Origin of the sequence: Parabacteroides leei (genome assembly GCF_023369805.1) — a bacterium.
Lineage (GTDB): Bacteria > Bacteroidota > Bacteroidia > Bacteroidales > Tannerellaceae > Parabacteroides > Parabacteroides leei.
In genome coordinates, this window is record NZ_JAMBQG010000008.1 from 91,499 (window position 1) to 107,880 (window position 16,382).

Sequence of the window (16,382 nt, forward strand, 5' to 3'; positions counted from 1 at the left end):
ACATCTATAAACAATTCTAATAACCAATTACAACAAAATGAAACGTCGTGATTTCTTAAAGACCAGTGTAGTAGCTGGTGCCGCATTATCCATAGACTTTAAAGGGCTGCAAGCCGCATTGTCAACCAACACCATGACAGTAGAGCAGGCTCCAGAAATGGTTGCTGTGATGGGTGGCGAACCTGAGGCTATGCTTGATAAAGCATTGGAGACCCTGGGGGGAATCGGTAATTACATCAAGAAAGGGCAAAAAGTGGTTATCAAACCGAACATCGGATGGGACCGTACACCGGAACTGGCAGGGAATACCAACCCGCAGCTTATCAAAGCATTGGTAAAAAAATGCCTGGCTGCCGGGGCTGAGAAAGTAACTGTTTTCGACCATACCTGCGATAACTGGCAGAAATGTTATGAAAGCAGTGGTATAGCTGCTGCCGTGAAAGAAGCCGGAGGTATTATCATGCCGGGTAATGACGAAAAGTATTTCAAAGAAGTATCCATCCCCAACGGAGTAAAAGTAAAGTCTGCCAAGATACACGAAGCACTGATCGAAGCGGACGCCTGGATCAATGTGCCTATCCTGAAGAATCATGGCGGGGCAAAACTTTCCTGTGCCATGAAGAATTATATGGGTATCGTATGGGACCGTCGTTTCTTCCATCAGAACGACTTGCAGCAATGTATCGCCGACATCTGTACCTGGCAAAAGAAACCGGTTCTGAATATCGTGGATGCTTACCGTATGATGCATCAGAACGGACCGCAGGGCAAAAGTGCAGCCGATGTAGCGACATTGAAATCAATGATCGTATCTCCTAACATCGTTGCAATCGACACGGCAGCCCTCGCTTTATTCAACCAGGTAAAGAAACTGGACATGGAAGCTGTAAGCCATATCGGTAAAGGCGAGGAGCTTAAACTGGGATCAACGGATTTGAAGAAGATCAATATCAAACGTATTAAAATATAAATGAAGCGACCTAATTACTTAAAAGGACTGCGGGTACTCCTCGCAGCCCTGTTTTTTATACCTATACTTCTTTTCTTTCTGGACTTCACGAATAAGATGCCGGTCGACGTACACAAGTTACTGCATGTACAGTTATTACCGGCTATTCTTGGGGGCATGTTCGGGATTGTTGCCGTATTGTTTCTCCTGACATTGCTATTCGGACGTATCTACTGTTCGGTATTATGTCCTGCCGGAGTTTTTCAGGATATCATCAACCGCCTGTTCTGCATAGGAAAAAAGAAGAAAAAAGGGGTGCGGCGATTTAAATATCATAAGCCATTAAACAGGGTACGATATGTGCTGCTGGCGGCAACTGCGATAACAGCCTTGCTGGGATTCTCCGGTTTATGCCTGTTACTCGATCCGTATAGTAACTTCGGACGCATTGCGGCAAACCTGTTCCGCCCTTCTGTTATGTGGGGGAATAATGTATTGGCCGACTGGCTGATGAAGATGGATAACTATTCATTGTTCCATGTAACGATCAGTACGGTAAGTATTGCCGGCCTGGTGTCCGGTATTGTGGCTCTGGTTGTTTTTGCCGTTTTGGTTATTTTCCGCGGACGTTTGTTTTGTAACTCATTATGCCCGGTAGGTGCATTGCTTAGCCTGGTGTCACGTTATTCATTCTTCCGTATTTCATTCGATAAAGAGGCTTGTACCCATTGCGGAAACTGTGAACATACCTGCAAAGCAGAAGCGATCGATACCAAGAATCTGACAGTCGATACTTCTCGTTGCGTGGATTGCTTCAACTGCGTTTCTTCTTGTGCCAAAGGCGGATTACAATACCGTTTCAACCCTCCTTTCAGGAAAGGTGAAAAGAGAATTGCCGAAGCTACCATGAATATGGAAGCGGAACAGCAACCGGCAGTAAACAGCCGCCGTACTTTCCTGGCTACCGGAGCAACTGTTGCGGCTACCTTGCCGATTGTATCGGCTATTGCGGAAGGTGTCGGACAATGCGAAGGACACGGACAGGGAAGTGGGCATGGAAAAGGAAAAGGACGCAAAAAATGGCCGCCCATCACCCCTCCCGGATCATTGAGCCTGGAGCGTTTCAAAGACAAATGTACCGGATGTCATATCTGCGTCGTGAAATGTCCGAGCCAGGTATTACGTCCTGCCGGACTGGAATATGGTTTCGACTATCTGTTGAAGCCTCGTATGGCCTATATCAATAGTTATTGCAACTACGAGTGTACAGTTTGTTCGGAAGTTTGCCCCGCCGGAGCCATCCGGCCTATTGCGGTGGAAGAAAAAAAATCGTTGCAGGTAGGTATTGCCACTTTCTTTATCAACCGTTGTATTGTGAAGACAGAAGGGACTGACTGCGGTGCTTGCTCCGAACACTGTCCGACACAGGCCGTACACATGGTGCCTTATGAAGGGACACTGACCATTCCGCAGGTAAACCCTGACTTATGTGTAGGTTGTGGCGGATGCGAATCGATCTGTCCGGTACGTCCGATGCGGGCCATTATCGTGAAGTCGAATGTAGTGCATCAGACCATTGTTTTGCCGGAAGAGGAAGAAGTCAAAAACGTAGAAGTCGATGACTTCGGATTCTGATAGAAAAATACTACCTTTGCTGCAAATTTTGCAGAATGAAATTCGAATTACAACACAACGATACTAAAACAAATGCAAGGGCGGGCTTGATTACTACCGATCACGGGGTAATCGAGACGCCCATTTTTATGCCTGTCGGAACACAAGGCACAGTAAAAGGCGTCCACATGACCGAGTTGAAAGAGGATATCAATGCCCAGATCATCCTCGGTAACACCTATCATCTTTATCTGCGTCCGGGTCTTGAAATCCTGGAGAAAGCAGGCGGATTGCACAAATTCAATACATGGGACCGTCCTATCCTGACCGATAGCGGAGGTTTCCAGGTGTTCTCGCTTTCCGACAATCGTAAATTGCATGAGGAAGGTGCCGAATTCCGTTCGCATATCGACGGTTCGAAACACCTCTTCACCCCGGAAAAAGTAATGGATATCCAACGTATCATCGGTGCCGATATCATTATGGCTTTCGACGAATGTTGTCCGGGAGATGCCGATTACGATTATGCCAAAAAATCATTGGGACTGACCGAACGTTGGCTGGACCGTTGTTTCGAACGCTTCAACTCTACCGAACCGAAATATGGCTACGGACAATGCCTCTTCCCCATCGTGCAAGGTTGCGTATATCCTGACCTGCGTCGTCATGCTGCTGAAAATGTAGCAAAGAAAGGCGCTGACGGAAATGCCATCGGTGGTCTGGCTGTCGGCGAACCGACGGAGAAGATGTACGAAATGATCGAGGTTGTCAATGAAATATTGCCCAAAGACAAGCCCCGTTACCTGATGGGAGTCGGTACGCCGATCAACCTGCTGGAAGCGATCGAGCGCGGTGTGGATATGTTCGACTGTATCATGCCGACCCGTAACGGACGCAACGGGCAGATCTTCACGCAATATGGCACGATCAACCTGCGTAACAAGAAATGGGAAGACGACTTCTCCCCTGTCGATCCGGATGCACACTCGTACGTGGATACGCTTTACAGCAAAGCATATCTGCACCATCTGATCAAAGTGAACGAACTGTTGGGTCTGCAGATCGCTTCTATCCATAACCTGGCTTTTTACCTGTGGCTGGTAAAAGAGGCACGCAAGCATATCATAGCCGGCGACTTCGTCACATGGAAAAGCGGCATGGTACAGCAACTAAACAATCGGTTATGACTATACATCCAATGATCCTATTAAGGAACGCAGAAAACGTTGGACGCCTCTAATTACCAAATAAAATTGAAAATGAATTTTAAATTAAAACGGATAGACTGGTATATCATCAAGCAATTTCTCGGAACGTATGTTTTCGCGCTTATTCTGATTATCTCTATCTCGGTAGTTTTCGATATAAACGAGAAGATCGACAAGTTCCTGAAGCCCGATGTACCTTTGCAGGCAATCATCCTGGATTATTACATGAACTTCATACCGTATTTTGCCAACCTGTTCAGTTCGCTGTTCACGTTTATTGCGGTAATCTTTTTTACCTCCAAGCTGGCAGACAACTCGGAGATCATAGCCATGCTTGCCAGCGGGATGAGTTTCCGCAGGCTTATGTTGCCGTATGCCATTTCGGCCGGGATCATTGCGACTGCAAGTTTTATATTAAGTGCCTTCATTATTCCTCCGGCCAATATTACGCGTATCGATTTTCAGAATAAATATATCCGAAACAAAAAGGTGGAGTCTGCCCGCAATATCCAGATCGAAGTGGAGCCGGGTGTGATCGCATATTTCGACCGTTACGACTCGCGTCCGAATATGGGTTACCGCTTCTCGCTCGAACATTTCGAAGGAAAGAAGCTGATCTCCAAACTAACGGCCAACTCCATCAAATACGACTCTTTGTATAAATGGACTGTCATCGATTATATGATCCGCGACTTTGAAGGAATGCGCGAACATATCTCCGAGGGCTCCCGTAAGGATACGACACTGACGATCATCCCGTCCGACTTCCTGATCTCCGCAACCGACTGTGAAACGATGACATCGCCGGAACTGGCCACCTATATCGATCGTCAGAAAACACGCGGTATCGGGAATATACAAACTTTCCAGATCGAATATCACAAGCGTTTTGCCTCTATCATGGCAGCGTTTATCCTTACCTCCATCGGAGCCTCCCTTTCATCGCGCAAGATCAAAGGAGGAATGGGACTGAACATCGGTATCGGCCTGGCATTAAGCTTCTCATATATCCTGTTTACGACCGTCACATCGACCTTCGCCATTAACGGCTATGTAAGCCCGATGGTAGCCGCCTGGATTCCTAATATTCTTTATACGTTTATTGCAATTTATTTGTATCAGAAGGCACCGAGGTAAAGGATAACTGAACTATAAAAATGAAAGGGTTTCGTATCTGATACGAAACCCTTTCTTATTTTATTAAATATTTTCTGATTATTCAACTTCAACTTCAAAATCATCTACGATCAAAGTACTACCCGGAGCACCATTGAAATTATCACCATCACTACTGGATGAACACATAATAGCGAAACGGTATTTTTTCGTAGGGTCATACTCTTTTTTAAATGTGAACGGAATCTCAAATGAAGTCCAGTTTGCTTTAGCAGTTCCGTCTTGCAATTGGGCAACAGCAACAATTCTATCTGATGTCTTAACATTCAGACCTGTTAGATATTGACTTTCATCTTCGAAGTCTGTTACTTCATACAGAACAGCATTGATAGCACATTTATCCACACTGTTGGGATCTACAACGGCTTTGTCACAAGTGGCAGGAGATTCGCAACGATAGAATTTTTCGCCCGGAGTATATTTATAAAAACCTTTGAGTGTAACAGGCTTCTTACTATATGGGATACCAAACTTTGTACTATTTAATGTGTTAGTTGCATCTGTTTTAAACTTACCCTGGAATAAACTACCCGTCGTAACTGTAGGAACAAGCATTCCAAAGAAATTCGCTCCCTTTGAATAAACAGTCTCAATACGGGCAGCCGACTTTCCGCTATGAGCATCATCTGTTTCAGTAACAACGTAACGATCAGTAAAAGACAATGCTTTCAACAATTGTGCACCTGCATTACTGGAAGACCATCCTCCGGCTACTTCATAGAATGTCATTTCCGGTTTTTGTCCTTCCACACCAGGAACCCATGTTTCAAAATTGTAAGTACCATTTAATTCAGCAGTCACTGTATATTTAGTAGTTACAATTCCATCTTCGGATGTTACAGTATAAACCACTGGTTTTGTAAAGTCCTGCGCAACACCACTGGCTGGAGTAATTGTGGCTTTGTCGGAAACAGTGATAGTTGGAACCAGTATTGCCAATTCTTCACTTGTGATTGTATCTGCTACGACAAAAGAAATATTCGTACCATCAATAATCGGCTGAGTAACCACTAGATCTGTATCGAAAGTAAACTCCGTAATCTTCGCTTCCGAGCTCTGGTCGGCCGCCAGCTTCGTACCGCTAAAGTCTACTTTGACTGTGATGGCTGCACCTGCCTGGGTTGCTTTTACGTCGATTACCATTTCGAGCTTTTCGCCAACGATCGTTCCGTTCATTACAACATCACAATCGCCAATCAGAGGTAAAGACAACGTTTGTTCGCCATCGAACTTACAAGCGTTTTCACCCTGCATTTCTGCATTACATTTATCGACAGAGATGTTTCCGAGAGCCATCTGACCGAAACTAAAATTCTTCAGTTCCATCTTGATCTGGTTATCACCGACTTTGGTTACATACACTTTCTGGGGAAGGCCTTTGCCCACATTTGTTCCGTCCAAATCGACATCCAGAGCACCTTTATACACTCCGTCAAATCCTGTTCCGATCGGTTCCGTCTTGTCGTCATCGCTACAACCGATGAACAAATTCAGCATACAAAGCATGCTGAATACATACAGTAATTTTGTTCTCATAAATTTTTGTCAGTAAACTAATACCATTTAATTAATAAAAATTTTTACTCAAAAAACACTTGCGAAGATACGGATTATTTTTGAGAAAGCATTTTTATCCGGTTTTTATGATTTTCCGGTTTTAATTGTCTACATTTAGAGCGTCCGTCGGGTGGAAAGCTTGAAAAACGGCTTTTGCTGGTTTATTTCCTGTCGGAAAAGGCTAAAAAACAGTCGCAGAAGCTTTCTGTAAGAAAAAAACGTCGAAAAACAGGTTTTCAAGCGTTCCGGCTGTCGGAAACAGCGAAAAACGTTTTTTTTAACTTTCCGACAGTCGGAAAATGTTTTTATCGTCTTTTTTGACGATTTCTCCGGACGGGAAGGCGCTGCGACACAATTCCGGTGTTTTCCCGACTGTCGGAAGAAAACGGGGAGACAATCCGGAAGCTTTGTTTCTTTAATATGATTTTTTTTGTTCATCCATTAATACAATTAGTATGAAAAAAATTCCTGAAATCCTCTATCTGAAAAGCGCCCGTAATGCCGAGCACTACAATCTGCAAGAGGCTTTATTGAAAGCTGTCCCCGCCGATTTTGCTACACAGTACAAGCTGACCGAACTGCGCGACAGTTACCTGTCGTTATTTGAAAAAGAAGACTCCATCTACCTGCAAAACAAAGGGTTTGTCGACACAAAGGAGCTGTCTGATAAAGATGCCGCACGCGACAGGCTTTTCCGCCTGGTCAGACTCACGATCCAAAGCAAAGAACTGAGCCTGACACCGTCCGAAGCTACGGCAGGTAACAAGCTTGCTTACGTCATGAAGCCTTATAACAAGGCTGCATCAAAACCCGATGCTGAAAATACGGCAATGGTGTCCGACCTGGTGAAGAAATTACAGTCGGATGAGTATTCTTCTTATGTACAAACTTTAGGATTGACTGAAGCGGTAGCCTCACTGAAAGCGGCTAACGACGAATTTGCAGAACTTTACTCGCGCCGTGCCGACGAAAAACGTGTACGCACTGTGACTGAAAACCTCTTGCAGATCCGTCCACAGGTCGATGAAGCTGCCCGTAAGTTGTTTGAGGCAATCAATGCCATTTATATGGTAAGTGAAGTGATCGAAAAAGATGCTGCGAAGATTGCTGCTGTCGGTGCCGTGATCGATGCTGTCAATGCAGAGATCGTGCAGTTCTCCGAAACGCTGTCGCGCCGCGGAATCGGTTCGAAAGCGAATGTTAATCCTGACGATGACAGACCGGTTATTACTCCCGACGAGCCCGGCGGCGGTGGCGGCGAGGATGATCGTCCGGTAATCGAATAACAAAGAAATTTATACTAAAACACAAAGCGGGGTTGCCTTTGAAAGAGGCAACCCCGCTTTTCCTATCAATAAAATCTTTTATTCCTTTACAAGACTCAATCCAAGATCCATTTTAGTTGTAGCTTGCAATAATGCCGGAAGTTGAGCTAAAATACCTCCTACCATTTCTTTTTGTTCTTCAGGTATTTTTTTCATAATCATACCAGCAATAGCTTCATTACCCAATATAGATAAAAGAGGCACTAATAAATCCTTATCCATATAAATTTTCGCCTTTCCATCTGCTATTTCACAGTTCAGAGGAACACCAGCCGATAATAAAGGATATAAATCAGACAAACCAGGAATAGTTGCTTCTGCCTTTGAATTGCCAGACTGAGCAGTAGCCATGATCATATCTATGTTCAATTGTACATACATTTTTTTATCTTTGAAATAATATTGAGCCAAATTGATCGGAGATGTTTGCCAAGAAGGAGCTTCACCTGCTTTGGAGTAAGAAGCTACAATATTTCCATCCTTCTGAAAAGTGACATTCTGAAGCACTTTTTGAAGTGTAGGCGAAAGCATCGTACCTATGAGCATAGAAGCATCTTTTGTAGGCCAAGGTTGATCTATCAAACCGGGAATAGTAATACCCTCATGATCAGACTCCCATAAGAAATATATAGCAGCTGTTCCTGTATTCCAATCCATTTCCGGCAACGTCCATGTCGTATCGGTTAAATCGTTCTCCGGCATAGTAACATTAACCGACATGGTCAGTTTATCCTTTTGTACCTCTCCTGAATACTTAACTTCGCGGCCATTATTGTTGTCTGTTCCTTCAAAAGTGTACTTTTCACCTGATAATGTTAAAACGACATTAGACAATGTAGTAGTAACTTCTCCCGGAATCACACCTGGAGCCGTTGAAATAACAGCAGTTGATTTTGACATAAGAAGTGATAACAACTTATTTATGTCCAATATACCTTTCATCGTAATAGTAGCAGTCTTACCATCTTTTGTATCGAAAGTAATTTCTTTACCTAAGAGCGGACTGTCGCTATACTTTAAATCTAACTTATCACCGCTATAAGCAGTATTCACATCCAAAACGTTCGGATTTTTCTCATCGTCGTCATCGCTACAAGCCGTGAAAAAGCTTAACGTACATAACACGGTAAACAAATACAATAAATTTTTCTTCATAACTCTCTTTTTTAATAAACAAAATCTCAATAATTAAGATTAATACCTTACAAATTAACGTCGCGAATATACTTATTATTTCATTACGCCAACCAAAAAATCAAAGGCTTAACATTACATCGCCCAAATCTTTAGCATTTATAACCAAAGAAAATCCGTGCCTCTTCAGGAGATACGGATTTTCCGAATGTAAGAGTATATCTACTATTACCAGGTTACAATTTCATATGCGACCCGTCACAAAACGGTTGGTTCTTTGAATGGCCGCAACGGCAAATCGCCGTTCTTTCCATGATCATTTCTTTTCCATCGGGTGTGATCAGTTTTACCGGGCCTTTCACTAACAACGGACCTTTATCCATTGCTTTCAGTTCTACTAAAGGTTGTTCTTTGTTTTCCATAACTCTAATTCTATTGGTTTATACTTAAAAACTGTTTTGAATTTATTGTTTGGTTCATTTCTTGACAAATTTGAATGTAGTGCGTTGGTAGGGGCGGTTCGCGAACCGCCCTTACAGGCGCTGTCACAATGGAACAGGCAGGTTCGGCCGTAGGGGCGGGGTCTGCCCGCCCTTCTTCACCGGTTGTTATATTATTGTCGTAAAGGGTGGGCAAACCCCACCCCTACAAAACCTGTCATTTTGGTTCACCTTTTCCTACATCCGAGCGCGAAGCCCAATTATTCATTATTAATTATTCATTATTAATTGAAAAAGGTTCCCCTTTTACTCGACCACCAACATCTTGTCATTGACAGCGACTTTGTCGCCACCGACAATATAGACCTCCTTCACTACCCCGTATATCGGGCTGCGTATCTCGTTTTCCATCTTCATGGCGACCAATACGCAAAGTGGAGTTCCCGCCGTCACTTCATCGCCGGGCTTCACATTCACTTTCAGGATCACACCCGGCATCTGTGCAGTAATCACCTGGCGGCCGACAGCCACCGACTGGATACGCGACAGGCGCATCTTTTTCAGTTCATCGATCACCTGTACCTGGAAATAATCGCCTTTGTTCTTTACCTCGTATATGTCGTCGGACATATTGGATATCTGTACGCCGTGCGATTTATGATTGAGGATGATCGAATAGATGCTATCCCCTCCCACATTGTAATCTACATTATATATTTTGCCGTTTACGGAGACTTTCTTTACCGGGCCGTCTTCCAGTATTTCCACCTTGAATTCGGTGTCGGGCATATCATTTACTGTTGCGAAATAGGTTGCTAATGCTTTTGACATAATCAGATCCTCCTTTTAATAGTTATTGGCAGTCATCTGCAGTTTACCGTAATATTTCCATAAGGATTCGCCTACCAACGGGACTGTCGTCATACGGGCAGAGGCCTCTTTCTCCTGTTCGAAATGCTTGATGGCCGCAGCAATTACGGCAACCAGCGGGTCGTTGTTCTGACGACGTTTCAGATCTTCCTTATCGAACTTGGTGTCGATAAAAGTGGTATCGTAATTCCCTTTCAGGAACGTCTCGTTACGCAAGACACGCTGATGGAACGGGATCGTCGTTTTAATCCCCAGAATCTTATATTCCCGCAACGCACGTGCCATATTGGAGATAGCAGATTCACGGTTACGTCCCCAGGTACACAACTTGGCGATCATCGGGTCGTAATGCAAAGAGACTTCAAATCCGGCATAAGCGGCACTATCCAGACGCACATTACGTCCTTCGGGTGCTTCACGAACCTTGATGATACCCGGCGAAGGCATAAAGTTGTTTTCCGGGTCTTCCGCATAGATACGGCATTCGATAGCGGCTCCCTTGAATTCTACATCTTCCTGTTTGTATGGTAACGGATTACCGGCAGCCACCAGGATCATATCGCGTACCAGATCGACCCCCGTAACCTCTTCCGTCACCGGATGTTCCACTTGCAGACGGGTATTCATCTCCAGGAAATAGAAGTTCTGGTCTTTATCCATCATAAATTCCAACGTCCCGGCACTATAATAACCGATCTTCTTACAGGCTTCCACCGCCACGGCCAGCATCTTCTTGCGCGTCTCTTCCTTTACAAAAGGGGACGGCGATTCCTCGATCACTTTTTGGTTACGGCGTTGGATAGAGCATTCACGTTCATACAAATGGATCACATTCCCATATTTATCACCTAAAACCTGCACTTCGATATGATGCGGATTCTCAATATATTTTTCAATGTAAATAGCATCATTCCCGAATGAATTCCCGGCTTCGGAACGCGACAGACGGAAAGCTTCTTCCAGTCCTTCTTCATCACGGACCAGACGCATACCTTTACCGCCTCCGCCGGCCAATGCTTTCAGCATGATCGGATAACCGACCTCTTTAGCCACCTTGCGCACTTCGGCTATATTGTTAACCGGCTCTTCAGTTCCGGGAACGACAGGCACGCCGGCTGCTTTCATAATCTTGCGAGCCTCAGTCTTGATTCCCATTTTGGCAATAACATCGGCACTCGGACCAATAAATATGACGCCTTCTTCTTCACATCTGCGGGCAAAATCTGCATTTTCAGACAGAAAACCGTATCCCGGATGGATAGCGGCACCGGTCTTCTTGGCGATTGCCAGGATCAGGTCGGGTTTCAGGTAAGAAGTGTCTGTTTCATCTTCCGAGATACAGTAGGCTTCTTCGGCATACCGTACATGCAAGGCACCCCGGTCTACATGTGTATAGATCGCAACGGTCGGTATATTCATTACGCGGCAGGTACGAAAGATTCGCATCGCAATTTCGCCGCGATTGGCTACTAATACTTTCTTAATCATAATCGTTCGCGTATTAAAGTGGTAAATTGGAATGTTTCTTAGGCGGATTGGATTGCCGTTTATTAGCCAGCAGTTCGAAACTGCGGATCAGGCGGGCACGTGTTCCCGATGGCTCGATGATCTCGTCTACATAGCCCAGTTCGGCTGCCCGGTAGGGATTAGCGAATTTCTCACGGTAATCATCCTGCAATTCCTTGCGTTTCTTCTCTACATCCTCGGCCTTTTTCAGTTCTTTGCGGAAAAGGATATTCACGGCACCGTCCGGTCCCATTACAGCGATCTCGGCAGTCGGATATGCGAAATTGATATCACCGCGGATATGTTTGGAGCTCATTACATCATAGGCTCCACCGTATGCTTTGCGGGTAATCACCGTTACCTTTGGCACAGTTGCCTCGCAATAAGCATACAACAACTTGGCTCCGTGACGGATAATTCCTTCATATTCCTGGTTAACACCCGGAAGGAATCCCGGCACATCCACCAATGTCAATAACGGTATATTGAAAGCATCGCAGAAACGGACGAAACGGGCCGCCTTTACCGATGAATTGATATCAAGCGTTCCGGCCATGACGGATGGTTGATTGGCTACAACACCAATTGTTTTTCCATTCAACCGGATATATCCGACAACGATGTTCTTGGCGTATTCTTCCTGTACTTCAAAAAAATTATGATCGTCGGCTACCGATTCGATCAGTTCTTTCATATCGTAAGGCTGATTCGGATTGGTCGGGATCAGATTATTCAGCTGTTCGTCGATCCGGTTCGCACTATCGGTTGTCGGGATGAACGGAGGTTCTTCCATATTATTACTTGGAAGGAATGACATGAGTTCGCGTATCTTCAGGATACAATCCATATCGTTATCCCCCGTAAAATGTGCTACACCCGAACGGCTGCTGTGTACTTCCGAGCCTCCCAATTCCTGCATCGTCACTTCTTCCTGTGTCACACTCTTTACCACTTCCGGTCCCGTAATAAACATATAGCTGGAATCTTTCACCATAAAGATGAAATCGGTCAGAGCCGGTGAATAGACTGCACCTCCGGCACACGGTCCCATGATCGCACTGATCTGCGGAATAACTCCCGATGCCATCGAGTTGCGCAAAAAGATCTCTGCATAACCGGCCAACGAGCGTACGCCTTCCTGAATACGTGCTCCGCCCGAATCGTTCAGACCGATCACCGGTGCACCCAATTGCATCGCCATATCCATGATCTTACAGATCTTCCGTGCGTATGTCTCGGAAAGAGCACCGCCGAATACTGTAAAATCCTGGGCAAAGACAAATACCGTACGTTTACCTATCAAGCCGTAACCTGTCACTACCCCATCGCCCAGCGGACGCTGTTTTTCCAGTCCGAACTCTGTACAACGATGGGTTACAAATTTGTCGACTTCAACAAAGCTTCCTTTTTCAAGAAGTAATTCGATTCTTTCACGGGCAGTCAGTTTACCCGCTGCATGTTGTTTTGCGATACGGTCTTCGCCGCCTCCCAGCTCTGCCTGATGGTTCAGTGCTGACAATTGTTCAATTTTCTCTTTCATGGCGATTGTCGGTTTATTGTTTGATGAACTTTAATTTTAACTACGGTGACATATACAAAAGTAAGAGTAACATTCCTCTTAAACTGTATCATATATTACACAGCATATATTCCATGATCTTAACGCCTTTACAAGATAAACATTTGAAGGCACGAAAGAGTTACAGAAATCGATCGAATTTATCAATGTATTTATTGACAGAATTTATATAGTGGAACTTACAGGGTACAAAAAAAACTCTCAACCCCAATAAAATGAAGTTGAGAGGTCAAAGTAATGAACAAAAACAATCTTTTAGCAAGACTTGCCTGTCATAATATCTAATACCAATTTATCTGTTTCTTCCATTCCGCGGGAACCTATCGCTGTCAGGTTCGAAATGCATTTATCCACATCTTCGTCGATAATGCCTTCAACAGGGGTTACCACCTTATTCTCCATTGCCATCAATGCAGAGATCATAGCCGTAGAAACACCACTCGAAACCTTCAGTGCACAACTGGGTTTGGCCCCGTCGCAAATCATCCCCGTAATATTTCCGATCATATTCTTGATCGCGAACGAAATCTGTGTCTTACTACCACCCATCAGGTAAGTAATACCACAACTGGAACCGGTAGCCGCAACTACACAACCGCAAAGGGCAGACAACCGTCCGAGACTTTGCTTAATATAAATGACCATCAGATGGCTAAGTGTCAGGGCGCGTATCAGCTGTTCTTCCGTACAATTGATATCTTCAGCAAAAGACAAAACCGGTAATGTGGCCGCAATACCCTGGTTTCCGCTACCGGAGTTGCTCATAACCGGGATCATCGCTCCGTCCATACGGGCATCGCAAGCTGCAGCCGTCATTGTCAACATATGTGTATAGGCTGAATCACCCATATATTTCCGTCCGTATTCTCCGGATATAGTTTTACTGACGGTATGCCCGTAATGGCCTTTTATAGAGGCCTGTGCGGCATTCTTATTCAGTTCGGCTGTTTCAAGGATAAAACGAATTTCGTCGAGCGGCATTTCCATCGCAAATTCGTAAACGGTAGAGAAGGATAATTTTAATTCTTCTTCATGACATACAGTATCACCGGATATCTCTTTTCGCAGATCCGCCAGTACCACTCCGTTTTTCTCTACATATATTATATGTGTATGCTCGTGGCAAATGATGACCTTGGATGTTTCCTCCCCGGCAGTACAAATTACTTCTATATATAATTTGTCGACATTTTCTTTTAAGGTAATATGGATAATCTTATTGTCAATCATAGCTTTTCCGGCTTCCAATGCTTCCGGAGTTATATCCCGCAGGACTTCCAACTCATAAGCAGACTTTCCGATCAGCGTACCCAAAGCGACGGCAATAGGCAATCCTACCATTCCTGTTCCGGGAATTCCCACTCCCATCGCATTTTTCAGAATGTTGGCACTGAGTAACACTTCGATCTTTTCGGGACGGTGTCCTAAAACTTCGGCAGCTTTAGCGGCAGCCAAAGCTACAGCTACAGGTTCCGTACAACCGATAGCAGGAATTACCTCCTGATGTATAAGGGATATAATTTGTGATTTTGTCGTATTATCCATGATAATTATGTTTTACGCGTTAGATGGAGCAAAGGTAATGATTTAATTAATTCCCAGACTTTTTATAATTAAAATTATCACTTGTTTTCGATTGAAACGTCAGATACAAAATGATTTGTAATTAATGTTATACGTTTCACCAAATTCAGAATGAATATAATAAATTCGCAGCGCCCAACGTCATAGGGGGGATACTAAATGAATTAAAAATAAAAGATTGTTTATGGAAAGGAAAAAGTTTATTTTCTACGGGTCAGCGATACTCGTAGCATTATTATTAGTGGCCAAAATATTAATACCGGCATCGGCATCGCCACCTCTCTCTTCACCACCGGAAAGCCTGTTGTTTGAAAACGACGATCTTCTGGGATGTACACTTCCCTCACTCGAATATATCCAGACCCACCAACCGGAAGGTATTCCTTCCTTACATTCCGTATCTATTTATTCTCACAACGATTCGCTGAAACTAGATTACTGTTATCCCGATACACTTGTCACCAGATTAATCTCCCCGACTTTTGCCCCCTCTACCCATACTCTTCATTCGGGGCATCATTATCAGACATTCCTTGCAACCATACCGGAAGGCGAAGAAGGTTTTTTTAATATAGAATATCCGGAATTATGGATACCGACAACCATCTATGTTGCATTTTTTCTTTTTTTACTATCAGTACGCGGAATTTGTCTTACTACAGGAAAACTTCGTCGGAAATGGGTACGCACTGACAAAGATAAACCCCACCCCCTTCCCTGTCGTTGGGGGAAAGGCCAGTGGATACAAATAACAGAAACAGGGGTCTACATTTGTATCGGTACATTCATCATGACAGGATTACTATCCATGTCACCGATCCCGAAATGGTTGGGGGACAGTCACTGGGAGACAGAGAAGAACAAACTGCATCCACCTCTCCGTCTGGAAAATTTCAGTATGGATCCCGGCAAACTACTCCAACCGGATGCTTATGGCATATCGGCAACAGGCAGTGAAAAAGTTTGTATGCTGAAACTAAGTTCATATCTAGATAAACCACTAATGGAAATTATCCGGCAAAAAGAGGACTGCACAATACAGTCAGAGTACATCTATGTAGCACATAATATTCCACAACGCTTTATTGTTAGCCGTCCTGATATTCTCCATTCGCTAAAAAAGCTTTACGGTACACCTATTCCTTTGCAAAAAATGTCCTTATTAAAGGAATATGATGAATATTATAACCCAGGCTCCAACCTCAAGAGTTTGCCATTACCTGTATATAAAGTAGAAATAGACAATAAATCGCAAGATCTTTACTATTTCCCGGTTTCTAAACCAACATATTATCATTATAATTCGAATACGAAATTACGAAAGAAGATATCCTCCTTACCTGGATGGTAGTAGTTTTTATAAGGTTATCTACTGGGTGAGCATTCTATAGAAAGAAGAGGTAAATTGGTATTTGCCTCTTCTTTCAGTATTTATCATTT

General features: G+C 44.0%; 13 protein-coding genes. 6 read left to right on the forward strand and 7 right to left on the reverse strand.

What is annotated here, in order from left to right:
- The first annotated feature begins 19 nt into the window (after positions 1–19).
- The 4 genes from M1P97_RS13180 to M1P97_RS13195 all read left to right on the forward strand — a co-directional run bounded on the left by M1P97_RS13180 (position 20) and on the right by M1P97_RS13195 (position 4,908).
- The gene (locus M1P97_RS13180) at positions 20–970 is read left to right on the forward strand and encodes a DUF362 domain-containing protein (protein WP_293651201.1); all 951 of its coding nucleotides are present in this window, start codon (positions 20–22) and stop codon (positions 968–970) included.
- Positions 971–2,584 carry a 4Fe-4S binding protein gene (locus M1P97_RS13185; RefSeq protein WP_249389326.1) on the forward strand — a complete coding sequence of 538 codons (1,614 nt, stop codon included), beginning with the start codon at positions 971–973 and terminating at the stop codon, positions 2,582–2,584. It begins immediately after the preceding gene.
- A gap of 35 nt (positions 2,585–2,619) precedes the next feature.
- Positions 2,620–3,750 carry a tRNA guanosine(34) transglycosylase Tgt gene (tgt, locus tag M1P97_RS13190; RefSeq protein WP_195372894.1) on the forward strand — a complete coding sequence of 377 codons (1,131 nt, stop codon included), beginning with the start codon at positions 2,620–2,622 and terminating at the stop codon, positions 3,748–3,750.
- A 72-nt stretch (positions 3,751–3,822) separates the two neighbouring features.
- Complete coding sequence (locus M1P97_RS13195; RefSeq protein ID WP_195372893.1) at positions 3,823–4,908, forward strand: LptF/LptG family permease; 1,086 nt, start codon at positions 3,823–3,825, stop codon at positions 4,906–4,908.
- Between the two features lie 78 nt (positions 4,909–4,986).
- On the opposite strand, the gene M1P97_RS13200 is transcribed toward M1P97_RS13195, so the two are convergent.
- On the reverse strand, positions 4,987–6,483 hold the full coding sequence (locus M1P97_RS13200) for a PCMD domain-containing protein (protein WP_249389327.1): 1,497 nt from the start codon (positions 6,481–6,483) through the stop codon (positions 4,987–4,989).
- A 476-nt stretch (positions 6,484–6,959) separates the two neighbouring features.
- On the opposite strand from M1P97_RS13200, the gene M1P97_RS13205 reads away from it, so the two are divergent.
- Positions 6,960–7,790: a DUF6261 family protein gene (locus tag M1P97_RS13205; RefSeq protein WP_249389328.1), complete on the forward strand. Its 831-nt coding sequence runs from the start codon at positions 6,960–6,962 to the stop codon at positions 7,788–7,790.
- 78 nt (positions 7,791–7,868) lie between these two features.
- Here the strand turns inward: M1P97_RS13205 and M1P97_RS13210 are convergent, their stop codons facing one another.
- From M1P97_RS13210 to M1P97_RS13235, 6 genes are all read right to left on the reverse strand, one after another.
- Positions 7,869–8,984 carry a DUF4925 domain-containing protein gene (locus M1P97_RS13210; protein WP_249389329.1) on the reverse strand — a complete coding sequence of 372 codons (1,116 nt, stop codon included), beginning with the start codon at positions 8,982–8,984 and terminating at the stop codon, positions 7,869–7,871.
- A 215-nt stretch (positions 8,985–9,199) separates the two neighbouring features.
- The gene (locus M1P97_RS13215) at positions 9,200–9,385 is read right to left on the reverse strand and encodes a CDGSH iron-sulfur domain-containing protein (RefSeq protein WP_122356703.1); all 186 of its coding nucleotides are present in this window, start codon (positions 9,383–9,385) and stop codon (positions 9,200–9,202) included.
- Between the two features lie 324 nt (positions 9,386–9,709).
- Entirely contained in the window at positions 9,710–10,234 is a 525-nt protein-coding gene (locus M1P97_RS13220; protein ID WP_249389330.1) for a biotin/lipoyl-containing protein, read from the reverse strand.
- A gap of 15 nt (positions 10,235–10,249) precedes the next feature.
- Entirely contained in the window at positions 10,250–11,761 is a 1,512-nt protein-coding gene (gene accC / locus M1P97_RS13225) for an acetyl-CoA carboxylase biotin carboxylase subunit (RefSeq protein WP_195372888.1), read from the reverse strand.
- Between the two features lie 13 nt (positions 11,762–11,774).
- Positions 11,775–13,319, reverse strand: coding sequence for an acyl-CoA carboxylase subunit beta (locus M1P97_RS13230; protein WP_195372887.1), 1,545 nt, complete (start codon positions 13,317–13,319; stop codon positions 11,775–11,777).
- A gap of 294 nt (positions 13,320–13,613) precedes the next feature.
- Positions 13,614–14,903 carry an L-cysteine desulfidase family protein gene (locus tag M1P97_RS13235; RefSeq protein ID WP_249389331.1) on the reverse strand — a complete coding sequence of 430 codons (1,290 nt, stop codon included), beginning with the start codon at positions 14,901–14,903 and terminating at the stop codon, positions 13,614–13,616.
- Between the two features lie 223 nt (positions 14,904–15,126).
- On the opposite strand from M1P97_RS13235, the gene M1P97_RS13240 reads away from it, so the two are divergent.
- Positions 15,127–16,293, forward strand: a complete 1,167-nt coding sequence (locus M1P97_RS13240; RefSeq protein ID WP_249389332.1) for a hypothetical protein — start codon at positions 15,127–15,129, stop codon at positions 16,291–16,293.
- Positions 16,294–16,382: the final 89 nt, after the last annotated feature.